The organism is Streptomyces sp. NBC_00887, from assembly GCF_045207585.1.
The window spans coordinates 7,101,649-7,125,022 of the sequence record NZ_CP108788.1 but is presented as its reverse complement, the minus strand read 5'-3'; the positions used below and the strand labels follow the sequence as shown (position 1 = coordinate 7,125,022).

At 70.3% G+C, this 23,374-nt stretch carries 19 protein-coding genes; 10 read left to right on the top strand and 9 right to left on the bottom strand.

What is annotated here, in order from left to right:
• Positions 1 to 55: 55 nt before the first annotated feature.
• Positions 56 to 2,464 (top strand): heavy metal translocating P-type ATPase, encoded by a 2,409-nt coding sequence (locus OG844_RS32505; protein ID WP_406395144.1) that lies wholly within the window; start codon positions 56 to 58, stop codon positions 2,462 to 2,464.
• A gap of 583 nt (positions 2,465 to 3,047) precedes the next feature.
• On the opposite strand, the gene OG844_RS32500 is transcribed toward OG844_RS32505, so the two are convergent.
• Together OG844_RS32500 and OG844_RS32495 are read right to left on the bottom strand one after the other, a co-directional pair.
• On the bottom strand, positions 3,048 to 4,337 hold the full coding sequence (locus tag OG844_RS32500; protein WP_406395142.1) for a citrate synthase: 1,290 nt from the start codon (positions 4,335 to 4,337) through the stop codon (positions 3,048 to 3,050).
• Between the two features lie 197 nt (positions 4,338 to 4,534).
• Entirely contained in the window at positions 4,535 to 6,748 is a 2,214-nt protein-coding gene (locus OG844_RS32495) for an ATP-dependent RecD-like DNA helicase (RefSeq protein WP_406396341.1), read from the bottom strand.
• A 268-nt stretch (positions 6,749 to 7,016) separates the two neighbouring features.
• Here OG844_RS32495 and OG844_RS32490 point away from each other — a divergent pair, with 268 nt between their 5' ends.
• From OG844_RS32490 to OG844_RS32480, 3 genes are all read left to right on the top strand, one after another.
• Positions 7,017 to 7,541 (top strand): hypothetical protein, encoded by a 525-nt coding sequence (locus tag OG844_RS32490; protein ID WP_406395140.1) that lies wholly within the window; start codon positions 7,017 to 7,019, stop codon positions 7,539 to 7,541.
• A 195-nt stretch (positions 7,542 to 7,736) separates the two neighbouring features.
• Entirely contained in the window at positions 7,737 to 8,240 is a 504-nt protein-coding gene (locus tag OG844_RS32485) for a DUF6584 family protein (protein WP_406395138.1), read from the top strand.
• A gap of 244 nt (positions 8,241 to 8,484) precedes the next feature.
• Positions 8,485 to 9,210 carry a class I SAM-dependent methyltransferase gene (locus tag OG844_RS32480; RefSeq protein ID WP_406395136.1) on the top strand — a complete coding sequence of 242 codons (726 nt, stop codon included), beginning with the start codon at positions 8,485 to 8,487 and terminating at the stop codon, positions 9,208 to 9,210.
• Positions 9,211 to 9,239: 29 nt separating this feature from the next.
• Here the strand turns inward: OG844_RS32480 and OG844_RS32475 are convergent, their stop codons facing one another.
• The 3 genes from OG844_RS32475 to OG844_RS32465 all read right to left on the bottom strand — a co-directional run bounded on the left by OG844_RS32475 (position 9,240) and on the right by OG844_RS32465 (position 12,014).
• Positions 9,240 to 9,791: a hypothetical protein gene (locus OG844_RS32475; RefSeq protein WP_406395134.1), complete on the bottom strand. Its 552-nt coding sequence runs from the start codon at positions 9,789 to 9,791 to the stop codon at positions 9,240 to 9,242.
• A 250-nt stretch (positions 9,792 to 10,041) separates the two neighbouring features.
• Positions 10,042 to 10,875, bottom strand: a complete 834-nt coding sequence (locus tag OG844_RS32470; RefSeq protein ID WP_406395132.1) for a sugar phosphate isomerase/epimerase family protein — start codon at positions 10,873 to 10,875, stop codon at positions 10,042 to 10,044.
• Entirely contained in the window at positions 10,872 to 12,014 is a 1,143-nt protein-coding gene (locus tag OG844_RS32465; protein WP_406395130.1) for a dihydrodipicolinate synthase family protein, read from the bottom strand. Before OG844_RS32465 ends, OG844_RS32470 begins: the two co-directional genes overlap by 4 nt.
• 145 nt (positions 12,015 to 12,159) lie before the next feature.
• On the opposite strand from OG844_RS32465, the gene OG844_RS32460 reads away from it, so the two are divergent.
• On the top strand, positions 12,160 to 13,365 hold the full coding sequence (locus OG844_RS32460; RefSeq protein WP_406395128.1) for an RNA-guided endonuclease InsQ/TnpB family protein: 1,206 nt from the start codon (positions 12,160 to 12,162) through the stop codon (positions 13,363 to 13,365).
• Positions 13,366 to 13,414: 49 nt separating this feature from the next.
• Here OG844_RS32460 and OG844_RS32455 read toward each other — a convergent pair whose 3' ends face one another.
• Positions 13,415 to 14,566 carry a Gfo/Idh/MocA family protein gene (locus OG844_RS32455; RefSeq protein ID WP_383182500.1) on the bottom strand — a complete coding sequence of 384 codons (1,152 nt, stop codon included), beginning with the start codon at positions 14,564 to 14,566 and terminating at the stop codon, positions 13,415 to 13,417.
• Between the two features lie 110 nt (positions 14,567 to 14,676).
• On the opposite strand from OG844_RS32455, the gene OG844_RS32450 reads away from it, so the two are divergent.
• Positions 14,677 to 15,744 (top strand): LacI family DNA-binding transcriptional regulator, encoded by a 1,068-nt coding sequence (locus tag OG844_RS32450; protein ID WP_406395126.1) that lies wholly within the window; start codon positions 14,677 to 14,679, stop codon positions 15,742 to 15,744.
• A 59-nt stretch (positions 15,745 to 15,803) separates the two neighbouring features.
• On the top strand, positions 15,804 to 16,592 hold the full coding sequence (locus tag OG844_RS32445; protein ID WP_406395124.1) for a sugar phosphate isomerase/epimerase family protein: 789 nt from the start codon (positions 15,804 to 15,806) through the stop codon (positions 16,590 to 16,592).
• Between the two features lie 3 nt (positions 16,593 to 16,595).
• Here OG844_RS32445 and OG844_RS32440 read toward each other — a convergent pair whose 3' ends face one another.
• Positions 16,596 to 17,495 (bottom strand): EamA family transporter, encoded by a 900-nt coding sequence (locus OG844_RS32440; RefSeq protein ID WP_406395122.1) that lies wholly within the window; start codon positions 17,493 to 17,495, stop codon positions 16,596 to 16,598.
• A gap of 98 nt (positions 17,496 to 17,593) precedes the next feature.
• Here OG844_RS32440 and OG844_RS32435 point away from each other — a divergent pair, with 98 nt between their 5' ends.
• The 3 genes from OG844_RS32435 (at position 17,594) to OG844_RS32425 (ending at position 21,258) form a co-directional block, all read left to right on the top strand.
• Positions 17,594 to 18,502, top strand: a complete 909-nt coding sequence (locus tag OG844_RS32435) for a LysR substrate-binding domain-containing protein (RefSeq protein ID WP_406395120.1) — start codon at positions 17,594 to 17,596, stop codon at positions 18,500 to 18,502.
• Between the two features lie 186 nt (positions 18,503 to 18,688).
• The gene (locus tag OG844_RS32430) at positions 18,689 to 20,536 is read left to right on the top strand and encodes a glycoside hydrolase family 3 protein (protein ID WP_406395118.1); all 1,848 of its coding nucleotides are present in this window, start codon (positions 18,689 to 18,691) and stop codon (positions 20,534 to 20,536) included.
• A gap of 107 nt (positions 20,537 to 20,643) precedes the next feature.
• Entirely contained in the window at positions 20,644 to 21,258 is a 615-nt protein-coding gene (locus OG844_RS32425; protein ID WP_406395116.1) for a hypothetical protein, read from the top strand.
• Positions 21,259 to 21,325: 67 nt separating this feature from the next.
• On the opposite strand, the gene OG844_RS32420 is transcribed toward OG844_RS32425, so the two are convergent.
• Positions 21,326 to 22,792 carry a S28 family serine protease gene (locus OG844_RS32420; protein ID WP_406395114.1) on the bottom strand — a complete coding sequence of 489 codons (1,467 nt, stop codon included), beginning with the start codon at positions 22,790 to 22,792 and terminating at the stop codon, positions 21,326 to 21,328.
• A 77-nt stretch (positions 22,793 to 22,869) separates the two neighbouring features.
• Positions 22,870 to 23,334 carry a hypothetical protein gene (locus tag OG844_RS32415; RefSeq protein WP_406395113.1) on the bottom strand — a complete coding sequence of 155 codons (465 nt, stop codon included), beginning with the start codon at positions 23,332 to 23,334 and terminating at the stop codon, positions 22,870 to 22,872.
• Between the last annotated feature and the right edge of the window lie 40 nt (positions 23,335 to 23,374).

The following is a 23,374-nucleotide window of genomic DNA, read 5'->3' as shown; positions in this document are numbered from 1 at the left end:
ATGCGGCAGATACTGGTAGGGAGCGGCCCGACCTGCTTCACCCAGGAGTCCGGACATGGCCAGCACCACAGCAGCCGCGGCCCCGGCCGCGGAGACCTCCGAGGCCGAGCTCACGATCGGCGGGATGACCTGCGCCTCCTGTGCGGCCCGCGTCGAGAAGAAGCTCAACCGGATGGACGGTGTCACCGCCACGGTCAACTACGCGACGGAGAAGGCCCGCGTCTCCTTCGGCGCCGGAACCGCGCTCGACGACCTCGTCGCCACGGTCGAGAGGACGGGCTACACGGCGCAGCCCGTCCCCCGCCCGGCCCCCGAGCCGCCTCCGGCCACCCCCGGCTCCCGTGACGGGGAAGCCTCGCAGGGCGGAGAAGCCTCGCAGGGCGTGGAGACCTCGCACGACGAGGAGGCGACGGCCGCCGCGCAGGGCCGGGAATCCGGCGCGCCGGACCGGGAGCGCGAAGGCTCCCAGGACGCGGCCGACCGAACAGCCGCGGAAGCCCTCGCCGCGCTCCGCCAGCGCCTGCTGGTGTCGGCGACGCTCGCCGTGCCGGTCGTCCTGATGGCCATGGTTCCCGCGCTCCAGTTCGACAACTGGCAGTGGCTCTCCCTCACTCTCGCCGCCCCGGTCGTCGTCTGGGGCGGCCTGCCCTTCCACCGCGCCACCTGGACCAACCTCCGGCACGGTGCCGCGACGATGGACACCCTGGTGTCGGTGGGCACTCTGGCGGCGTTCGGCTGGTCGGTATGGGCGCTGTTCTTCGGCGACGCGGGCATGCCGGACATGCGGCACGGGTTCGATGCCACGGTCTCCCGCGCCGACCCCGCCTCCACGATCTATCTGGAGGTGGCGTCCGGGGTCATCGGGTTCATCCTGCTGGGCCGCTATCTTGAGGCACGGTCCAAGCGGGCGGCGGGCTCCGCCCTGCGCGCACTGATGCACCTGGGCGCGAAGGACGCGACAGTCCTGCGCGGGGGTACGGAGGTACGCGTCCCGGTCGGTCGGCTCGCCGTGGGCGACCGCTTCGTCGTCCGTCCCGGCGAGAAGATCGCCACGGACGGCACCGTCGTCGAGGGCTTCTCCGCCGTCGACGCCTCGATGCTCACCGGTGAGTCCGTGCCGGTGGACACCGCCACGGGCGACTCCGTGGCCGGAGCCACGCTCAATGTGTCCGGACGGCTCGTCGTCGAAGCCACCCGCGTCGGCGCCGACACCCAGCTGGCCCGGATCGCCGAGCTCGTCGAGGACGCCCAGAACGGCAAGGCCGCGGCCCAGCGCCTCGCCGACCGGATCTCGGCGGTCTTCGTCCCCGTCGTCCTGCTGATCGCCCTGGGCACCCTCGTCGCCTGGCTGCTCGCCACCGACGACATCACCGCGTCGTTCACCGCGGCCGTCGCCGTCCTCATCATCGCCTGCCCCTGCGCCCTGGGACTCGCCACGCCCACCGCCCTCATGGTCGGCACCGGGCGCGGCGCCCAGCTCGGGATCCTCATCAAGGGCCCGGAAGTGCTGGAGACCACCCGCCGCGTGGACACGATCGTCCTCGACAAGACCGGCACCGTCACCACCGGCCGGATGACCCTCGGGCGCGTCCACACCGCCGCCGGCACGACCGAGACGGACGTCCTCCGCCTTGCGGGCGCCCTCGAGCACGCGTCCGAACATCCCATCGCCCAGGCCATCGCCGCCGGTGCGACCGGCCGCACCGCGGCCCCCCTCCCCTCCCCCGATTCCTTCACCGCCGTCCCCGGCCTCGGGGTACGGGGCACCGTCGAAGGACACCAGGTGCTGGCGGGCCGCCCGAGACTGCTCGCCGACGCCGGGATCGCGCTCACACCACCGCTGGCCGACGCCATGGCCGGGGCCGCGAGCCAGGGCCGTACGGCCGTCGCCGTCGCCTGGGACGGCGAGGCGCGGGGCGTCCTGGAGGTGGCCGACGCGGTGAAGGAGAGCAGCGCGGCGGCCGTCGCGGAGCTGCGCGCCCTGGGCCTCCGGCCGATTCTGCTGACCGGCGACAACCGTGCCGTCGCGGACGCCGTGGCACGCACAGTCGGGATCGACGAGGTCCACGCGGAGGTCATGCCGCAGGACAAGGTGGAGCTCGTCCGGCGCCTCCAGGCCGAGGGCCGTTCCGTCGCCATGGTCGGCGACGGGGTCAACGACGCCGCCGCGCTCGCCGTGGCCGATCTGGGTCTGTCGATGGGTACCGGGACGGACGCGGCGATCGAGGCGAGCGACCTCACACTCGTTCGTGGAGATATTAAGGTGGCCGCTGACGCCATCCGGCTGTCACGGCGTACGCTGTCGACCATCAGAAGCAACCTCTTCTGGGCCTTCGGGTACAACGTTGCCGCGCTGCCTCTGGCTGCGTTCGGGCTGCTCAGCCCCATGATCGCGGGTGCGGCAATGGCGTTTTCGTCGGTCTTCGTCGTGGCGAACAGTCTGCGGTTGCGCTCCTTCACGTAATTTCCACAAAGAGACTTAGATCACACCGATTCGAGGGTAACCATCTGATGGGTTGGTGAGTCTAAGAGTGCGATGCCATGGATGTCTTGGGGGACGTCCGGTGGAGTGTCTTGGGGGACGCTCCTGGCAAGCGTTGGCCGGGGCACGTGCACCGGGGAGCTTTGAGCGGCCCTCCCGTTCGTACGTACCCCGGCAGACCGCACGGCAGGACCGAACTGAATACGCACCACCAGCAAAACAACGGGAGCCTCGGCTCCCTGCAGACGCCCGGCCGGATCCCGTGGGGGGAATCCGCTCCGGGATATGGGAAGCGCCCTGTCCGTCGACCCGTGGGGGGATCGGCGGCGGGGCGTTTCTCGCACCCTGACCACCCCGTGCGCCGCCCTGACCACCTCATGTGCCGCCCCGGCCACCTCGGAGCGCCCTGCGGCAACCCCATGGCGCAACCGCGGCAGCCCCGCGGAGCCCCCGGAACGCCGAATCGCCCCGGACACCGCGCTCTGATCAGCGAGCGCGGTACGCGGGGCGAAGGCAGTCGGCCGGTGCGGCCGGGTACTACAAGCGTTTCGTGCGGGAGCCGGCTTCAGCGACTCTCGACCGGGACGAAGTCGCGCAGGACCTCGCCGGTGTAGATCTGGCGCGGGCGGCCGATACGCGATCCCGGCTCCTTGATCATCTCGTGCCACTGGGCGATCCAGCCGGGGAGCCGGCCGATCGCGAAGAGCACGGTGAACATCTCGCTCGGGAAGCCCATGGCCCGGTAGATCAGACCCGTGTAGAAGTCCACGTTGGGGTAGAGGTTGCGCGAGACGAAGTACTCGTCGGAAAGCGCGTGCTCCTCGAGCTTGAGCGCGATGTCGAGCAGCTCGTCGGACTTGCCGAGCGAGGAGAGCACGTCGTGCGCCGCGGCCTTGATGATCGTGGCGCGGGGGTCGAAGGACTTGTAGACGCGGTGGCCGAAGCCCATCAGCCGGACGCCGTCCTCCTTGTTCTTCACCTTGCGGATGAAGGAGTCGACGTCGCCGCCGTTGGCCTGGATGCCCTCGAGCATCTCCAGCACCGACTGGTTGGCGCCACCGTGCAGCGGACCCCACAGGGCCGAGATGCCGGCGGAGATCGAGGCGAACATGTTCGCCTGCGAGGAGCCGACCAGACGCACGGTGGAGGTCGAACAGTTCTGCTCGTGGTCCGCGTGCAGGATGAGCAGCTTCTCCAGCGCCGAGACGACGACCGGGTCCGGCACGTACTCCTGGGCGGGGACCGAGAAGGTCATGCGCAGGAAGTTCTCGACGTAGCCGAGGTCGTTGCGCGGGTAGACGAACGGGTGACCGATCGACTTCTTGTACGCGTACGCCGCGATCGTCGGGAGCTTGGCCAGCAGCCGGATCGTCGAGAGGTGGCGCTGCTCCTCGTCGAACGGGTTGTGGCTGTCCTGGTAGAACGTGGACAGCGCGCTGACGACCGAGGACAGCATCGCCATCGGGTGGGCGTCGCGCGGGAAGCCGTCGAAGAACCGCTTGACGTCCTCGTGCAGCAGCGTGTGCTGGGTGATCTCGTTCTTGAAGGCCGACAGCTCGTCGACCTTCGGAAGCTCACCGTTGATCAGCGTGTAGGCGACCTCGATGAACGACGAGCTCTCCGCGAGCTGCTCGATCGGGTATCCGCGGTAGCGCAGAATGCCCTGCTCGCCGTCGAGGTAGGTGATGGCGGATTTATACGCGGCCGTATTGCCGTATCCACTGTCCAACGTGACCAGGCCCGTATTGGCCCGGAGCTTCCCGATGTCGAAGCCCTTGTCGCCGACGGTGCTGTCGATCACCGGGTAGGTGTACTCGTCATCGCCGTACCGCAGTACTACAGAGTTGTCGCTCACGTCATCCCTCACCGACGTAGTGCCTCTTCTTCGAGGTGCCCTGACTGTCTCCACCCTCCCCCATTTGGCTCAGGAGAGTGCACTCGGGGTCGTCCATTGGACCTACTGGCGGCACTGAGTGCCGCCAACTTACTCATCCTGCCCCCTGGAATCCGGTTCCGGAAGGCCTCCGTGATGTTTCCCACCGTTTTGATCGATCATTTTTCGACGAAGTCTGCGACCGGCGCACCACGGAGCCGGAAATCCAGCCCCGTACAGCGTCTGCCTGCGGAAACCGTGCGGACCGCCTGACCGATGGCCTTGCGTGAACCGACCAGTACGACAAGCTTCTTGGCCCGTGTCACCGCCGTGTACAGCAGATTCCTCTGCAGCATCATCCAGGCACTGGTGGTCACGGGGATGACGACCGCCGGATACTCGCTGCCCTGGGAGCGGTGGATCGTCATCGCGTAGGCGTGGGCGAGCTCGTCGAGCTCATCGAAATCGTACGGAATCTCCTCGTCCTCGTCCGTGAGGACCGTCAGCTTCTGCTCGTCGATGTCGAGGGCGGTGACCACGCCGACCGTGCCGTTGAAGACGCCGTTCTCCCCCTTGTCGTAGTTGTTGCGGATCTGGGTGACCTTGTCGCCGACCCGGAAGACCCGGCCGCCGAACCGCTTCTCGGGCAGATCGGGGCGGCCGGGCGTGATGGCCTGCTGGAGCAGCCCGTTGAGATGGCCCGCTCCCGCGGGGCCGCGGTGCATCGGGGCGAGAACCTGCACGTCACGGCGGGGATTCAGGCCGAACTTGGCGGGGATGCGGCGGGCCGCGACGTCCACGGCGAGCACCCCGGCGTCCTCCGTCTCGTCCTCCACGAAGAGGAAGAAGTCGCTCAGCCCTTCGGTCAGCGGGGGCACTCCCGAATTGATCCGGTGGGCGTTGGTGACGACGCCGGACTGCTGGGCCTGACGGAAGATCGTGGTCAGACGGACGGCCGGCACCGGGCCGCCCTCGGCGAGCAGATCCCGCAGCACCTCCCCCGCGCCGACCGAGGGCAACTGGTCGACATCGCCCACCAGCAGGAGATGGGCACCGGGTGCCACCGCCTTCACGAGTTTGTTGGCCAGCAGCAGATCGAGCATCGAGGCCTCGTCGACGACGACCAGATCGGCGTCCAGCGGCCGGTCACGGTCGTACGCGGCGTCCCCGCCCGGCTTCAGCTCCAGCAGCCGGTGCACGGTGGACGCCTCGGCACCCGTCAGCTCCGAGAGCCGCTTCGCCGCCCGCCCGGTGGGTGCGGCCAGCAGCACCTTCGCGTTCTTGGCGCGGGCCAGCTCGACGACGGACCGGACCGTGAACGACTTGCCGCAGCCGGGACCGCCGGTGAGGACGGCCACCTTCCGGCTGAGCGCGAGCCGGACGGCCGCCTCCTGCTCGCGTGCCAGAGTGGCCCCCGTGCGCTGCGCGAGCCAGGACAGTGCCTTCTCCCAGTCCACGTCCTGGAAGGCCGGCATCCGGTCCTCCGGTGTACGCAGCAGGCGCTGCACCTGGGCGGCGAGTGAGATCTCGGCACGGTGGAAGGGCACCAGGTACACAGCGGTGACGGGCAGCCCGTCCTCGGGGCCCGGCACCTTCTCCCGTACGACGCCTTCCGGGTCCTCGGCGAGCTCGGCGAGGCATTCGATGACGAGCCCCGTGTCCACCTGCAGGAGCTTCACCCCGTCCGCGATGAGCCGCTCCTCGGGCAGGAAGCAGTGCCCCTGGTCGGTGGACTGCGACAGCGCGTACTGGAGCCCGGCCTTGACCCGCTCCGGGCTGTCGTGCGGAATGCCGACGGCCTGGGCGATGCGGTCGGCGGTGAGGAAGCCGATGCCCCAGACGTCGGCGGCCAGCCGGTAGGGCTGGTTCTTGACGACGGAGATCGAGGCGTCCCCGTACTTCTTGTAGATGCGGACGGCGATGGAGGTCGAGACGCCCACGGTCTGCAGGAAGACCATGACCTCCTTGATCGCCTTCTGTTCCTCCCAGGCCGCGGCGATCATCTTCGTCCGCTTCGGGCCGAGGCCGGGCACCTCGACGAGCCTCTTGGGCTGCTGCTCGATGATGTCCAGGGTGTCGACGCCGAAGTGAGTGGTGATGCGGTCGGCCATCACCGGTCCGATGCCCTTGATCAGACCGGAGCCGAGGTAGCGGCGGATGCCCTGGATCGTGGCGGGGAGGATCGTCGTGTAGTTCTCGACGGTGAACTGCTTGCCGAACTGCGGATGGGAGCCCCAACGGCCCTCCATGCGCAGTGATTCGCCGGGCTGCGCACCGAGCAGCGAACCGACGACGGTGAGCAGGTCGTTGGCACCGCGCCCGGTGTCGACGCGCGCGACCGTGTACCCGTTCTCCTCGTTGGCGTAGGTGATCCGCTCCAGGACACCCGTCACTTCGCACACACCGTCGCGGCTGCCCCGCTTGGCGTCAACTCCCCTACTGGGCACAACCCCACCTGCTCATCCGGTATCCGCAGTCCTCGGGAGGCTATCGCCCGCCACCGACAGAGCGGGCTCGACCGTGTTCCGCGAGGCTTCGCTCCGCGGCGGCGCCCTGCCTGAACCCCTCGAACTCGGGGCGAGTGGTCTCGGGCAGGGGTGGAGTGAGTAACGGCTTGGACTCGTGCCCCCTGGCCGGTCGGGGCACCGGCATGCTCGGGCGATGGGAAGACGCGACGGGGTGCGCAGTGGAACGGCCGGGGGATGCCTGTTCAACGGTTGCCTGGCTGTGCTCGTGCTGCTCCTTGTGTGCTTCATCGGACTGTGGGTCTGGGCGGCCACGGCGGACGACCGCGCCGAGGGAGAGGCCCGCGCCGATATGCGGAGTGCTGCTGAGGCTCGGCAGGAAAGGCTCGCCGGGGCAGCGGCCGACGGCATGCCGGACGACAGCGAGATCGCTCGGGTTTTCCCACGGGGAGAGCCGGCTCACGGCCTGGTCGGCATCGAGCGGCAGGGCCCTGATCTCATGGTGACGGCAGAACTGCTGGGCGTCGGGCCGAGGTTCTTCCTCGCCGGCGAGACATTTGTGACGGGGTGCTTCGCCTTCGAGGTCGCACTGGACGGCACGTCGGAGCCTGCGGTCACCGTCAGGGAACTGGCCGTGGCGAACTACCCGCAGTCCGCGTGTACAGCGGCAGGAGTGCCGTCTCCCAGCGCCTTCCCGAGGGAGGGCCCCGCTCCATCGTGACTCAGGTCATATGTGTTCGGCGATGCGGGATCCGCTCCGGGACCCCTTCACGGACCGCCATGTCGGACATAGACGACGTCACCGGTCGGCACCGACAGCCGGACGGGGCCCGGTCGCCTCCTGGGGGCGGCCTGCGGGCGGCCCCAGGAAGGGCGACCGTTCGGGGGACCGCTCCCGGTGGCCGATGATGTGCGCATGGCACTGACCGACACCCTGGCGCGCGCGGACGCCGACTTCGCCGCCGGACGCATACCCATGGCACGCACGCGGCTTCGCGGGCTTGTCCAGGCCTACCCCGCGAGTGCGGAGGTGCGCCGGCGTCTGGCGGAGATCTACCGGCTGTACGGCGAACCGGCGCAGGCCGGACGGTGGATGTACCTGGAGGAGGACCGCGATCCGGTGGAGACCGCTGCCTTCGAGGACCGGTACGACCTGCCTGCCCGCCGTATGCGCGCACTGGCCTGGCGGGGGCATGAATCGCTGGCCGGATCCGCCTTCGCCGAAGCGCAGTTGACCGCTGTCCGTACCGCCTGCGCGGAGTCGCTGGGCCGTGCCGTCGACTGGGACACCTTCACCGGCGAGGAGGAGGAGCCGGATACGGGCGGCGTGCGCCGCGTCGCGGGGTGTGCGGGGACGTTCCTCCTCGTGGCCGCCTTCGTGGCGATCTGGGTGAACGGGCTGGTCGACCTGTTCGACTGAGCCGGGCGCGGTCGGCCCGGCAACGGGGAATTCGGTCGAGAAAGACCTCCGGGCGCCCCGTCCGGCGCCCCGTCCAGGCCCGCAGGCGGGCCTCTCGGAGCACTCCCGCGCCTTCCGTACCCCTACCGCCCGACCCCCTTGCGAGAGGCGCGCAGCCGCCCGCCCGGACTCGCCATAAAGCGGCTTTGACCTGGAGTGATGCAACGACTCCGCCTAGAATTGGGGCCTCGGGAAGGGAGTCCGGATGGACCGGAACATACGCTCGGTGGACGACGTACTGGAGCTCATGGACAGCCTGTTCGCACCGGGGGCCGACCGGTGGACCAGCGGGGCGGGTTCATGGTGGGACGGGTTCTACGCGGACCGGTCGAAGCCCGTGCCGTTCTTCGTGGCGAAGCCGGACGAGAGCCTCGTCTCGTACCTCGACCGGGGCCTGATCGCCCCGGGCCGGGCGCTCGACCTCGGCTGCGGGCCGGGGCGCAACGCGCTGCACCTCGCCTCGCGGGGATTCGAGGTGGACGCGGTCGATCTGTCGCCCGAGGCCATCGCCTGGGCCGGGGAGCGGGCCCGCGAGGCCGGGGCGGACATCCGCTTCCACCGCGGCGACGCCTTCGCGGAGGACGCACCGGCCGGGCCGTACGACCTCGTCCACGACTCCGGGTGCTTCCACCACCTGCCGCCCCACCGCCGCGTCAGTTACCTCGCGTTCGTGGACCGTGTCCTCGCCCCCGGTGGGCACCTGTCCCTCAGTTGCTTCGCCTCGGGTGCGATGGGCTCCGAGCTGCCCGACGCGGACTTCTACCGTGAGGCGGGACTCCAGGGCGGGCTCGCCTACACGCCGGAATCGCTGCGCTGGATCTTCTCCGAACTGACGGAGGTGGAACTGCGCCGGATGCGGGACGAAGCGGCGGACTCCCCTTGTTTCGGCGAGGAGTTCCTCTGGACCGCGCTGTTCAGGAAGACCCGTTGACCGTCCGGGCGGACCCGCCACGCGCCCACTCAGAAGAGCGTCAGACCCAGATGCTCGTGGAGCGCTTCGTCCTGTGCGGGCGTGGCCAGGACGATGATGTTGTCGTGGATGGAGCCCGGCTCCCGCGCGAAGTCGACGTTGCGCCATGACCGAGGGTCGTCGTCATGGGCGGTTTCCCTGATGGCCAGGTAGGCCGTCTCATGGTCGTAGTAGTCCTCCGAGAAGTGCTCGGCCACGAGGGAGACGAGCGTGCCGTTCCTCTCGAACTCCAGAAGATCACAGCGGGGGCCACCCTCGAATCCGCCTTCGCCCTTGACGATCCGGACGTCGGTGACGGTGACTCTGCCGCCGGCGACCTCGGCGGCGGCTGCCAGCAGGGGGGCGTAGTCCTCGTAGATGGAGTCGATGTCGTCGACGTGCACCGAGACCGCCGCACCGAATTCCACCAAGGCACCGGCCACTTCGGCGGGGGCCAGCGCGTCGTCCGCGTAGGCGGCGAGTCCTTCGAGGACCCTGTGCATCGTCTCCGCGGACACCATGCCGGTCTGGTGGAGCAGCGCGCCGACGCTCCTGTAGGTCACCGGTGAATCCTTCGCCATGCCGGCGATCCTGCCAGACAGGCGGCGGGCCCCGCCTCGGCGCCGGCGTTCCGGAAGAAGCGGAATGGGGTCCGGCCACCAGGCCGGACCCCCCTCGCTTTCCCCCTCCGTCGGGTCTTCCCGATCCCCCCGGATCCCTCCCCGGAAGTCCCGACGCTGAGTACGACCGGGGAAGGCGGGCAAAGGTTGCACGCCTTGACGTTCTCTTTACCCATGTCCGCCGGACAGGCTCTCAGCAGGCATGTTCCAGGTAGCGGGACGCGACCTCTGCCAGTACCTCGGCGCCGTCACGCGCCCACAGGTCCTCGTTGAAGATCTCGACCTCGATCGGGCCGTCGAAGCCGGTGGCCTCGACCTGCCGGCGCATGGCCCTGAAGTCCACGCACCCGTCGCCCAGTTGGCCCCGCCCCACCAGGACGCCCGCCGGAAGCGGAGTGATCCAGTCGGCCAGCTGGAAGGAGTGGATCCGGCCGCCCGCGCCCGCCCGGGCGATCTGCGCGGGAGCCTGGTCGTCCCACCAGATGTGGTACGCGTCGACGACCACGCCGACCTGCTCGGCCGGGAAGCGCTCCGCGAGGTCGAGGGCCTGGGACAGGGTGGAGACGACGCAGCGGTCCGAGGCGAACATCGGGTGGAGCGGCTCGATCGCCAGACGGACCCCCCGCCCCTGCGCGTACGGGCCCAACTCGCCCAGCGCGTCGGCGATCCGCTCCCGGGCGGCGTACAGGTCCTTCTCACCGGCCGGAAGTCCGCCGGAGACCAGGACCAGGGTGTCGGTGGACAGGGCCGCGGCCTCGTCGACCGCCGCCCGGTTGTCGTCCAGGGCTCGGGCCTGCTCGGCGGGGTCGACCGCGGTGAGGAAGCCGCCCCGGCAGAGGCTGGTGACGGTGAGGCCCGCGTCCTTCACCAGTTGTGCGGCGCGCTCGACCCCGTACTCCTGTACGGGCGCCCGCCACAGGCCGACCTGTCCGATGCCCGCCTTGACGCAACCCTCGGTGAGCTCGGGCAGGGACCACTGCTTGATGGTCTCCTGGTTGATGGAGAGGCGGGAAAGGGCGGTGCTCATCGTGCTCCTCCGTGGACGGCCAGCAAGGCGCGCATCCGGGTCTCGGCCAGCTCCGGGTCGGGGAACAGGCCGAGCCGGTCGGCGAGTTCGTACGCGGTCGCCAGGTGCGGCAGCGAGCGTGCGGACTGCAGGCCGCCGACCATCGTGAAGTGGTCCTGGTGGCCCGCCAGCCAGGCGAGGAAGACCACGCCCGTCTTGTAGTAGCGGGTCGGGGCCTCGAAGAGGTGGCGGGACAGCTCGACCGTCGGGTCGAGGAGGGCGCGGAAGCCCTCGACGTCCCCGGTGTCCAGGACCCGTACCGCATGGGCGGCGAGCGGGCCCAGCGGGTCGAAGATGCCGAGCAGCGCGTGGCTGAAGCCCCGGTCGTCCCCGGCGATCAGCTCGGGGTAGTTGAAGTCGTCGCCGGTGTAGCAGCGCACCCCGCCGGGAAGGCGGCGCCTGACGTCGATCTCGCGCTCGGCGTCCAGGAGCGAGATCTTGATGCCGTCGACCTTGTCCGGGTGTTCCGCGATGACCTTCAGGAAGGTGTCCGTGGCGGCGTCGAGGTCAGGGGAGCCCCAGTAGCCCTCCAGCGCGGGGTCGAACATCGGGCCGAGCCAGTGCAGGACGACCGGTTCCGTGGCCTGGCGCAGGAGATGGGCGTACGTCTCCAGGTAGTCCTCGGGGCCCTTCGCGGTGGCGGCGAGGGCGCGGGAGGCCATCAGGATGGCCTGGGCGCCGCTCTCCTCGACGAGGGCCAGTTGCTCCTCGTACGCCGCACGCACCTCTTCGAGCGTCGCGGGGCCGGTGAGCTGGTCGGTGCCGACACCGCAGGCGATCCTGCCGCCGACGGACTTCGCCTCGGCGGAGGACCGGCGGATCAGTTCCGCCGCGCCCGCCCAGTCCAGGCCCATGCCGCGCTGCGCGGTGTCCATCGCTTCGGCGACGCCCAGGCCGTGCGACCAGAGGTGGCGGCGGAAGGCGAGGGTGGCGTCCCAGTCGACGGCGGCGGGAGCGTCGGGGCTCACGTCGGCGTACGGGTCCGCGACGACGTGGGCGGCCGAGAAGACCGTACGGGAGGCGAGCGCCGCGCCGCCCGGTGCGAGGTCGAGCGGAGTGGTGCGCGGCTCGTACGGGCCCTGCGGGAGGTGGATGGTCACTTGATTTCTCCCTGGAGGCCCTGGCATTCGGGCCGGGGAGGAATGGGTTCTTGGGGCGGAGCCGTGGAGCGGCGGAGTTCACTGCCCATGTGCTGTGACCTGTACTTTCGGTTGATTGTCAGTGGGTGGGGTTAGCGTCTTGACCATGACGAGGGCGCGGGGGGCAGCGGAAGGGTCCGGGCATGCCCGGTACACCTTCCGCTTGCGTGTGTCGTCCACCGGACTCACCGGACTTGAAGGCGAGTGGGCGCGGTGCCGTTGGGTGTGGAACGAGTGCGTTGCTGTGTCCCGCAGGGTCCACATCACCAACAGGACGGCCGGAGAGAAGGTGACGTGCGGTCCGGCGCAGCTCGACAGGATGCTGACCGAGGCCCGCGCCACCCTGGGATGGCTGCGTGAGGGGGCGTCGGTTCCTCAGCAGCAGGTCATCCGGGACTTCGGCAGGTCCCGCGCGAAGGCGCTGAAGGACATCAGGGCGAAGCTGCCGATGCGGCAGCGTGCCGGGATGCCCGGGCCGAAGAAGAAGCGTGAGGCTCTGCCGAGTCTCAACTACACGCGGCGCGGCTTTCGGATCAAGGACGGCCGACTGCACCTGGCGGGCGGCATCGTGGTGACCGTGGTGTGGTCGAGGGACCTTCCGGCCGACCCGACGTCCGTGCGCGTGTACCAGGACAGTACCGGGGCGTGGTACGCCAGTTTCGTCGTCGCGGCCGAGAGCGAGCCGTTGCCCGCCACCGGGCGCGTGATCGGCGTCGACTGGGGCGTCAAGGAGACCGCGGCCACCACATCCGACGCACACGACCTGCCTCATGCGCAGCACGGCAGGAAGGCGCAGGAGAAGCTGACCCGCTACGACCGGATGATGGCCCGGCGTAAGCCGAGGAAGGGCCACACCGCCTCGAAGGGCTACCGGCACGCGAAGAAGCTCCGCTCCAAGCTGTACAAGAAGGTCGCCGACCAGCGGCAGGACACCTCTCGCAAGTGGGCCAAGAAGGTCGCGGCCGACCATGACGCGATCGCTGTCGAGGATTTCAAGCCGAAGTTCCTCGCGAAGTCCACCCTGGCGAGGAAGGCGGCGGACGCCGCGATCGGCGCGACCAAGCGTGCCCTGATAGAGATGGGCCGCAAGCACGGCCGTGCCGTGCACCTGGTCCACCCCGCGCACACCACGATGGACTGCGCACAGTGCGGAGCGAGAGCCAAGCACGCACTACCCCTTTCCGAGAGAACGTATACGTGCACCGCGTGCGGAGCTGTCTCGCCCAGAGACAAGAACTCCGCCCGCGTGATGCTCGTCCGGGCTGGTCTCAACCCGGCTGGTGCTGATCTTGTAAGCCCTGCCACCTGCTAGGCGCAGGCGAAGTGAGCCAGGAATCCCCCTCGTTCACGAGGGGGAGGTTTCAAAGGTTCAGCTCCGGCACGTCGAAGCGGCGGCCCTCGGCGGAGGACTTGAGGCCGAGCTCGGCGAGCTGGACACCGCGGGCACCGGCCATCAGGTCCCAGGTGTAGGGCTCGTCGAGGACGATGTGGCGCAGGAAGAGCTCCCACTGGGCCTTGAAGCCGTTGTCGAAGACGGCGTTGTCGGGGACTTCCTGCCACTGGTCGCGGAACGGTTCGGTGACCGGGAGGTCGGGGTTCCAGACCGGCTTCGGGGTGGCCGAGCGGTGCTGGACGCGGCAGTTGCGCAGTCCGGCGACGGCGGAGCCGTGGGTGCCGTCGACCTGGAACTCGACGAGTTCGTCGCGGTTGACGCGGACCGTCCAGGAGGAGTTGATCTGGGCGACGGCGCCGCTCGCCAGCTGGAAGGTGCCGTAGGCGGCGTCGTCGGCGGTGGCGGCGTAGGGCTTGCCCTGCTCGTCCCAGCGCTGCGGAATGTGTGTCTGCACGTGCGCGGATACGCTCGTGACCTGGCCGAACAGCTCGTGGAGCACGTACTCCCAGTGCGGGAACATGTCGACGACGATGCCGCCGCCGTCCTCCGCGCGGTAGTTCCAGGACGGCCGCTGGGCCTCCTGCCAGTCGCCTTCGAACACCCAGTAGCCGAACTCTCCGCGCACGGAGAGGATCTCGCCGAAGAAGCCGCCGTCGATGAGGCGCTTCAGCTTCAGCAGGCCAGGCAGGAAGATCTTGTCCTGGACGACGCCGTGCTTGATCCCGGCGTCGCGGGCGAGGCGGGCCAGGTCCAGGGCGCCCTCGACGTCCGTGGCGGTGGGCTTCTCGGTGTAGATGTGCTTGCCGGCCGCGATGGCCTTCTTGATCGCCTCGACGCGGGCCGAGGTGACCTGGGCGTCGAAGTAGATGTCGATCGATTCGTCGGCGAGTACCGCGTCCAGATCGGTCGACCACTCGGTCAGACCGTGCTGTGCGGCGAGTGCCTCCAGCGCGTGGGCGCGGCGGCCGACGAGGACGGGCTCGGGCCACAGCACCTCGCCGTCGCCGAGGTCGAGGCCGCCCTGCTCGCGGATCGCGAGGATCGAGCGCACCAGGTGCTGCCGGTATCCCATGCGACCCGTGACGCCGTTCATGGCGATGCGCACTGTCCTGCGTGTCACGAAGTTCCCTCCATAAAGCCGTAGCAAGCGCTTTCTATTTGGTATGACGCTAGCCTGCCGACAGCGGCCCGGACAAGAGGGGTCGCGCCACAACTCCTCGGAGGAGAGCGATGACAGTCACCCTGGCGGACGTGGCGGCTCGCGCCCGGGTGTCCCCGGCGACCGTGTCCCGCGTGCTGAACGGCAACTACCCGGTGGCCGCGTCCACCCGGGAGCGGGTCCTGCGTGCGGTCGACGACCTCGACTACGTACTGAACGGCCCTGCCAGTTCGCTCGCCGCCTCGACGTCCGACCTGGTCGGGATCCTGGTCAACGACATCGCCGACCCCTTCTTCGGGATCATGGCCGGGGCCGCGCAGACCGAGATCGGCGGACCCGGCGACGGATCGGGCCGCGGGGGCGGCGAGAAGCTCGCCGTCGTCTGCAACACCGGCGGTTCCCCCGAGCGTGAACTCACCTACCTGACCCTGCTCCAGCGCCAGCGCGCCGCAGCCGTCGTCCTGACCGGTGGCGCCCTGGAGGACCCCGCCCATCAGGCCGCGATGGCCGTCAAGCTGGCGAAGCTCGCGGACGCCGGTACCCGCATCGTGTTCTGCGGGCGGCCGCCGCTGCCGGACACCGACGCGGTAGTGGCCTCGCTCGCCTTCGACAACCGGGGCGGCGGCCGGCGGCTCACCGAGTACCTCGTCTCGCTCGGCCACCGGCGCATCGCGTACGTCGCGGGGCCGCAGGAGCGCACCACCACACGGCACCGCCTGGAGGGCCACCGCGAGGCGATGAAGGCGGCGGAGCTGTACGGGGACGAGGAGCGGCTCACCGTCCACGGCCCGTACGACCGCCGGTCCGGCTACGAAGCCACCCTCGAACTCCTGCGCAGGGAACCGGATGTGACGGCCGTCGTGGCCGCCAACGACACCGTGGCACTGGGTGCCGCTGCGGCGATCCGCGAGCGCGGGCTCCGCATCCCCGAGGACGTCTCGGTGGCCGGTTTCGACGATCTGCCGTTCTCGGTGGACGCGGTACCGGCCCTGACGACCGTACGGCTGCCGCTGTTCGAGGCCGGGGCACGGGCCGGCCGGCTGGCGATGGGCAAGGAGAAGCCGCCGACCGGCGGCATAGCGACGATCTCGGCGGAACTGATGGTCCGCGGCTCGACGGCGCCGCCGCGGGTGGGGTGAGGATTCCCTCGCGGGAACGGGGGTACCGATCAGCCCGGCATCGACGGAAGGACTACATCGTGAAGCTCGCTTTTTCGACTCTCGGAGTGCCGGGGCTGCCCGTGGCCGAGGTGGTCCGGCTCGCAGCCGGGCACGGGTACCAGGGGGTGGAGCTGCGCACCCACCCCGAGGAGCCCGTTCACCTGGGACTCACGCCGCTCGAACGGGCCTCCGTGGTCGAGGAGTTCAAGAACGGCGGGGTCGAGGTCCTGACCCTCGCCGGGTACGTGCGGATCGCCGCCGCGGGTGACGACGAACCGGTCCTGGCCGAGCTCGCCGGGCTGGTGGAGCTGGCGCGCGACCTGGGGGCGGCGAACGTCCGTGTGTTCCCCGGCGGCGGTGGCCAGGATCCCGCCGAGGCCGACGCGACCGCCGCCCGGCGGCTGGGCGCCGCGGCTCCGCACGCCGCCGACATGGGTGTACGGATCCTCCTGGAGACACACGACTCGCACCGTGCCGGGGCCGACGTGGCCCGTGTGGTGGGGACCGTCGGGCACGGTCGGATCGGTGCGATCTGGGACGTCATGCACACCTGGCTGGCGGGCGAGGAGCCGGTGGCCAGCCATGCGGTACTCGCCCCGCACCTGGGATACGTACAGGTGAAGGACATCGCGTCGGCCGAGGACACCGCGCCGCTGGCCCTCGGTGACGGCGTGCTGCCGTTGAGGGCCTGCCTGGACACGCTGGACGCCGACAGCTGGGTCTGCTGGGAGTACGAGAAGCGCTGGCACCCCGGCGCACCGGAGCTGCCCGGGCTGCTGGCCGGTGGGCGGGAGTACCTGCTGCGGCTGGGCGCACCGAAGCAGTAGGGGTCAGACCGGTGCCGGCTGCGCCTCCGTCGCCTGCGGAGCGGCCGCGCGCCGCCCTGCCAGGGACGTCAGTGCCACTCCGCCGACCAGCAGCGCCGCCGCGCACCATCGCAGCGGGCTCACCGACTCGCCGAGGAACAGTGCGGCGGAGGACATGCCGAAGACCGGTACGAGCAGGGTGAACGGGGCCACGGACGAGGCCGGGTGGTGGCGGAGGAGGAAGCCCCAGGCCCCGAAGCCGAAGACCGTGGTGATCCAGGCGACGTAGACGATGATGCCGACGCCGCTCCGGTCGAGCGCCGCGAGGGCCTCGGCATCGCGGTCCGGGCCCTCGATGAGCAGGGACAGGCCGAGCAGCGGCAGCACGGGCACCGTCGACACCCACACCATGAAGTTGAGGGAGTCCGACGGGGCGGCCTTGCGGGTGAGGACGTTCGACACGCCCCAGCAGGCCGCCGCCGCCACGACCAGGACGAAGGCGAGCACGGGCCCGCCCGCCCCCTCGTCCACGGCCGCGACCCCGATGCCCGCGAGGGCCACGCCCATCCCCAGCGCCCTTACCCTGCCCGGCCGTTCACCGAGCGCCAGGGCCGCGAACAGGGCGGTGAAGACCGCCTGGACCTGGAGGACGAGGGAGGAGAGCCCGGCGGGCATCCCGCGGTCCATGCCGATGAAGAGCAGCCCGAACTTGGCCACCCCGAGGACGAGGCCCACGCCGATGATCCACTTCCACGCGACGGTGGGCCGTCCGACGAGGAACACGGCGGGCAGTGCGGCGACGAGGAAGCGCAGGGCGGAGAAGAGCAGGGGCGGGAAGTGGGCGAGGCCGACCTCGATGACGACGAAGTTCACGCCCCAGACGGCGGCGACGAGCGCGGCCAGGGCGATGTGGAGGGGACGCATGCACCGAGGATCCGATGCGGGGACCGTGTAGCACCAGCGCGGATTTCTTCATGGTTGGATTAAGCACTGCTCATGCTTCGCTCTCCCGGGAGGCTCCCGTGCTCGATCTGTCCCGGCTGCGCGCCCTGCACGCCATCTCCGTCCACGGCTCCGTCGCGGGCGCGGCGGAGGCGCTCGGGTACACGGCCTCGGCGGTCTCCCAGCAGATCACCAAGCTGGAGCGGGAGACCCGGACGACTCTTCTCGAGCGGCGCGGGCGCGGGGTGGCGCTCACCGAGGACGCGCTCCATCTCGCCGCTACGGCACAGCAGTTGCTGGCCATCGTGGAGCAGGCCGAGACGACGCTGGAGGAGCGCAGGGGGCTGCCGACGGGGCGGCTGTCGATCGGCGCGTTCGCGTCCGCGGCGCGGGGTCTGCTGCCCGGTGTGCTGGCGCAGCTGCAGCAGGAGCACCCCTCGCTGGACGCCCGGCTCACCGAGGTCGATCCGCACCTGTCGGTCGACCTGGTGGCGAAGGGCGTGATCGATCTGGCCGTGGCACACGACTGGGACATCGCGCCGCTGCCCGCGCCGGAAGGGGTGGCGCAGGCGGTCATCGGCGACGACCGGTGCGACCTGCTGGTGCCGGAGGGGCACGCGCTCACCGGGCGGACGGCGGTGCGGCGCGAGGAGCTGGCCCAGGAGCGGTGGGTGTGCCAGCCGCCCGGCACGGTGTGCCACGACTGGCTCGTACGGACGCTGCGGGCGGCGGGGTACGAGCCGGACATCCGCCACCGGGCCGAGGAGAACCACACGCAGCTGGCCCTGGTCGCCGCCGGGCTCGGCGTGGCGATGATTCCGCGACTGGGGCGGGGGCCGCTCCCGCCGGGCGTGGTGGAGGTGCGGCTGGATCCTGTACCGGTGCGGCGGCTGTACGCGCTGTGGCGCACGGAGGCGGCACGGCGACCGGCGATCACCGCGGCGGTGGCGGCACTTCAGGGGCACGGCGCGGGGGCGGGACTGACGTAGGGCCTCTCGTTCGGATCATGCCGGGCTCGCGTCCCCGCCGCACGGCACGGTGTGGGCCATGTCCGGGCATGTCCACCCGTCCCCCCGCGTGTCACTGCCTTTATCGGGTGGTCCTCTTGACTGGTAGTTACTTTCCATATATCCGTACCTTCTTGGAAGTTTCTTTCAGCACCGGAAGGAGCTCACGTGCACCACCGCACCTCCAGACGCACTCTTCTCACCGCCACCGCGGCCACCGTCGCCGCGGCCGCGACGGGCGTCGCCGCCGTTCCCGGGACCGCCCAGGCATCCACGGGCACCTCCACGGACAGCCGCCTCAAGCGGCTCATCGCCCGGATGAGCCTGGAGGAGAAGGTCGGCCAGCTCTTCGTGATGCGGGTGTACGGGCACTCCGCCACCGCTCCCGACCAGGCGGACATCGACGCCAACCTCGCCGAGATCGGCGTGCGCACCGCGGCCGAGCTGATCTCCACGTACCACGTCGGCGGCATCATCTACTTCGCGTGGGCGCACAACACCCGCGACCCGCACCAGATCGCCGACCTGTCCAACGGCATCCAGCGCGCCGGGCTCGCCGGGCCCACTCCCCTTCCGCTCCTCGTCTCCACGGACCAGGAGCACGGGATCGTCTGCCGCGTCGGCGAGCCCGCCACCCTGATGCCCGGCGCGATGGCGCTGGGCGCGAGCGGCTCGCGCTCCGACGCGCGCACGGCCGGCCGGATCGCCGGAGCCGAACTGGCCGCGCTCGGCATCAACCAGAACTACGCGCCGGACGCCGACGTCAACGTCAACCCGGCCAACCCGGTCATCGGCGTACGCTCCTTCGGCTCCGACCCGGAGTCGGTGGCCGGCCTGGTCGCCGCACAGGTGAAGGGCTACCAGAGCTCCGGAATCGCCTCCACGGCCAAGCACTTCCCCGGCCACGGCGACACCAGCACCGACAGCCACACGGGGCTGCCCTACATCCACCACACCCGCGAACAGTGGGCGGAGCTCGACGCCCCGCCGTTCCGGGCGGCCGTCGCCGCGGGCATCGACTCGATCATGACGGCCCACATCGTGGTGCCCGCCCTGGACCCGTCGGAGGATCCGGCCACCCTGTCCCGGCCGATCCTCACCGGCATCCTGCGCGAGGAACTCGGCTACGACGGTGTCGTGGTCACCGACTCGCTCGGCATGCAGGGCGTGCGCACGAAGTACGGCGACGAGCGCGTCCCCGTGCTCGCCCTTCAGGCAGGCGTCGACCAGCTGCTCAACCCGCCGAACCTCTCCGTGGCGTGGAACGCCGTCATCGACGCCGTGCGGAACGGTGAGATCAGCGAGGCCCGCATCGAGGAATCGATCCTGCGCATCCTGCGGCTGAAGTCGAAGCTGGGCCTGTTCCGGGACCCCTACGTCACCCACCGGGGCGTGGACCGCACCGTGGGCATCCGTACCCATCTCGCCGCCGCCGACCGGATCGCCGAGCACACGACCACGCTGCTCGCCAACACCGGTTCGCTGCTGCCTCTCTCCCGCCGCTCCCACCGGAACCTGCTCGTGGTCGGCGCCGACCCCGCCTCCCCCTCGGGCACGACCGGACCACCGACCACGACGCTCGCCACGGCGTTCGAGGAGCTGGGGTACACGGCCACCGCGCTGTCCACCGGCACCGCTCCCGCCCCGGCGAGGATCGCCGAAGCGGTGGCCGCCGCGCAGGGCAAGGACGCGGTGGTCGTGGGGACGTACAACGTCACCGCGACGAGCTCCCAGCGCACCCTCGTCCAGGCCCTCGCGGCGACCGGGGTACCGGTGATCACCGTCGCGATCCGCAACCCGTACGACATCGCCCAGCTGGCCGGCACCGGTTACACCGCGAGCCTCGCCGCGTACTCCTGGACGGACGTCGAACTCCGGGCCGCCGTCCGGGTGATCGCGGGGCGGGCAGAACCCCGGGGCAGGCTGCCGGTCCCGGTGCAGCGTGCGGACGTCCCGGCACAGGCGCTGTACCCGGTCGGCTACGGACTGTCGTACCAGACGTACGCCGCACCCTAGGCGTACCGACACCGAAGAGCGCAAAGCCCCCCGCTCGCCTGGCGTGTGCCCGCTCCGGCGGGTCACGCTGGGTGTACGTCTTCACGGACGTATCGGGGGGGGCGACCATGTACGAGCACCGTGTCCCGGGGGTCCTGCGCGTCCTGCTGTCCGCACTCGCGGCGCTGTCCCTGGCGGCCTGCCAGCAGCCCGTGGGCGGCGCCTCGGGGACCGGGGCCGACGGGCTGCGGGACAGTACCGCGCCGTCGGACCACGGGGTGGTGTTCCTGGGGCCCGCGGACTGCAGTTCGCGCGGGGACGTGGTCCGTGAGGTGTCGTGCCGCAGCGAGAAGGCTGCGGCGCGGGTACTGACGCGGTACACGGGCGGGCCGTCGGAGGGTCCGGCCTGCCCGCCCTCGACCGATTTCGTCCTGCACATCTCGCCGAGCGGCCCGTCCCAGGAGCCCGCCGTGCCCGGCGGGTACGCGTGCATGCGCAATCTGGAGTCCCCGCATCCGGGTGATCCGGGGCAGGGCGGAGGCCCCCTGACCGTCGTCGGGGACTGTGTCCACGGCTCGCGCAAGGGCGAGGTCAGGGAGACGGCCTGCGACGGATCGGGCGAGCGGCCACCGGAGTTCGAGGTCGGCTCCGCGGTGGAGCGGCGCGGTCTGTGCCCGGACACGACGGATCTCTTCGTGCAGTTGGGCGGGGAAACGCCGGTGGGCTGCGCGCGCCGGGTGTGAACCCCGGTGCGCACAGCCCACGTCGGCGTGCCGGTCGGACCGCTGCCCGACCGGCACGCCCGAGGGACTACGGCCGCAGTGTGCCCCGCTCGAGCTCGGCGTCCCGCTTGTCCAGACGCGCGTCGAACTTCGCGAGCGGCTTCGCCTTCGCCGGGTCTGCCTCGACGGCAGCGGGGGCCACTCCGGCCCAGCGCAGGATGGCCGCGGTGGCGTTCGCCTTCTCGGCGGCGACGAGACCGGCGACCTTGGAGCCGTGGTTGCCACCCGGCACGGTGTAGACGTAGCTGTCACGCGCGCCCCTGCCGAGGCGGAAGGGCTCGGCACCCCACGGGTCGTTCTCCCCGTAGACGTACAGCATGTGCCGGGCGTTGTTCCTGACCCAGCTGTCGATGTCCCGCATCGCCGACGGCTGGAACTTCATCGGGATGTCGCGCGGTACGAAGTTGCGCGGCGGCTGGTAGCCGTAACGGCTCAGGCCGCCGAGCCACGGCTGCTCGATGTCGGGCGATCCCAGCTGCGTGCCCGCCTGGTAGTAGTACGGCGTGTACGTCCCCAGGCCCTGGTCGGCATAGGCCGAGAAGCCGGCGATGCCGTCGATCGAGTCCCAGATCTCCTGGTCCGTCGCCTTGGCGGCGTCGGCCGGGATGGCCTCGCAGTCGGCGAGCATGCTGTACTGCCAGAACGCCCAGACGTAGTCCATGACGACGGCTTCGTACGCCTTGTCGAGCGATCCCACGGTGTTGAAGGTGTAGCCGTTCTCGGCGGCGTACGCCTCGTACTTCTTCTCCAGCGGCTCACGGCGGACGAGGGCCTCGCGCTGGACGCCGGAGAGCCGGTCGCGGCACTCCTTGGTCCCGACGCGGGCGAGGAAGCGGTCGTACGCCGAGTCCTCGTTGTTGACCACGTCGTTGGGCGCGACGTAGGCGACGACGCCGTCCATGTCCTTCGGGTAGAAGCGCTCGAAGTAGGTGGCGGTCATGCCGCCCTTGGAGCCGCCGGTGGTCAGCCAGTTCTCGGAGTAGATCTTCTTCAGCGCGGTGAAGACACGGTGCTGGTCACTGGCGGCCTGCCAGATGTCGAGCTTCGACCAGTCCGCCGGCGCGGGGCGGGACGGGGTGAAGTAGCGGTACTCCAGCGAGACCTGGTTGCCGTCGATGATCTGCGTCGGCTCGCTGCGGCTGGGGTTGGTCGAGACGTTGTAGCCGCTGGTGAAGAAGACCGTCGGGCGGCTCGTGTCCTTGTGCAGCAGGGTGATGCGCTGCTGGAACGTGCCCTTGGACGGCCTCTTGTGGTCGATCGGCTGGGTGTAGTTGAGGACGAAGAAGCGGTACCCGGGGTACGGCTTCTCCTGGATCAGACTCATGCCCGGGATGGCCAGGATGCGGTCCTTGATGTCCTCGCTGCTGCTGGTCGAGCCGCTGCTCTGCTTCGCGGTCGGTTCCGCGGCGGTGGCCGCACCGGCCGAGGCCCCGGTCGCACTCACTGTGCCTATGAGCACCGCGAGCGACAGAACCCCTCTGAGCGCCTTGCGCATGCACCCTCCCCTTGATTCACGACAGTCGCCGCGAACCTAGCCGGGGTAACACCTGCAACGCCAGACCCAGTTGTACCTCAGCACAGGATCCACCCCGTGGATGCCGATTTGCCCGCGATGGAACCGGACGCACGGACGCAGCGGTTGAGGGCGTGGACCGTGACCGGCCCGGCCAGCTTGGTGAACCTGCCGCTGTCGACGGCCGCCCGGCCGCCGCGCGGCTGCAGGGACACGCGCATGTCGCGGCGCGCACCCGGCTTGTCGGCGACGGTGACGGCGCACGCGTAGGCGCGGCTCTCGTAGACGCGCAGTGAACCGGTGGAGAACGTCACCGTCTTGACCAGCCGTCCGGAACAGGCCGACGCCGCGTGCGCCGGGGACGCCCCCGACGTTCCGAGTACCAGTCCGACGGCTCCGAGCAGCGGCAGGACGAACAGGAGGACCCCCACGCGCCTCCCGGCGGGTCCTCCCGACGGTCTCGACGCCCTCAGCGGTCCCACCACGCCGTCCACCCCACCTGTTCCGTCTGTTCCATCGAACATTCCGAGCCTCACCAGACACCTGTACGTATGTGCGTACGAC

Coding starts and splice junctions, on each gene's coding strand:
- OG844_RS32460 (WP_406395128.1), top strand. CDS start 12,160: ATGACGAGGGCGCGGGGGGCAGCGGAAGGGTCCGGGCATGCCCGGTAC.
- OG844_RS32440 (WP_406395122.1), bottom strand. CDS start 17,495: ATGCGTCCCCTCCACATCGCCCTGGCCGCGCTCGTCGCCGCCGTCTGG.
- OG844_RS32415 (WP_406395113.1), bottom strand. CDS start 23,334: ATGTTCGATGGAACAGACGGAACAGGTGGGGTGGACGGCGTGGTGGGA.
- OG844_RS32505 (WP_406395144.1), top strand. CDS start 56: ATGGCCAGCACCACAGCAGCCGCGGCCCCGGCCGCGGAGACCTCCGAG.
- OG844_RS32490 (WP_406395140.1), top strand. CDS start 7,017: ATGGGAAGACGCGACGGGGTGCGCAGTGGAACGGCCGGGGGATGCCTG.
- OG844_RS32485 (WP_406395138.1), top strand. CDS start 7,737: ATGGCACTGACCGACACCCTGGCGCGCGCGGACGCCGACTTCGCCGCC.
- OG844_RS32470 (WP_406395132.1), bottom strand. CDS start 10,875: ATGAGCACCGCCCTTTCCCGCCTCTCCATCAACCAGGAGACCATCAAG.
- OG844_RS32425 (WP_406395116.1), top strand. CDS start 20,644: ATGTACGAGCACCGTGTCCCGGGGGTCCTGCGCGTCCTGCTGTCCGCA.
- OG844_RS32420 (WP_406395114.1), bottom strand. CDS start 22,792: ATGCGCAAGGCGCTCAGAGGGGTTCTGTCGCTCGCGGTGCTCATAGGC.
- OG844_RS32450 (WP_406395126.1), top strand. CDS start 14,677: ATGACAGTCACCCTGGCGGACGTGGCGGCTCGCGCCCGGGTGTCCCCG.
- OG844_RS32480 (WP_406395136.1), top strand. CDS start 8,485: ATGGACCGGAACATACGCTCGGTGGACGACGTACTGGAGCTCATGGAC.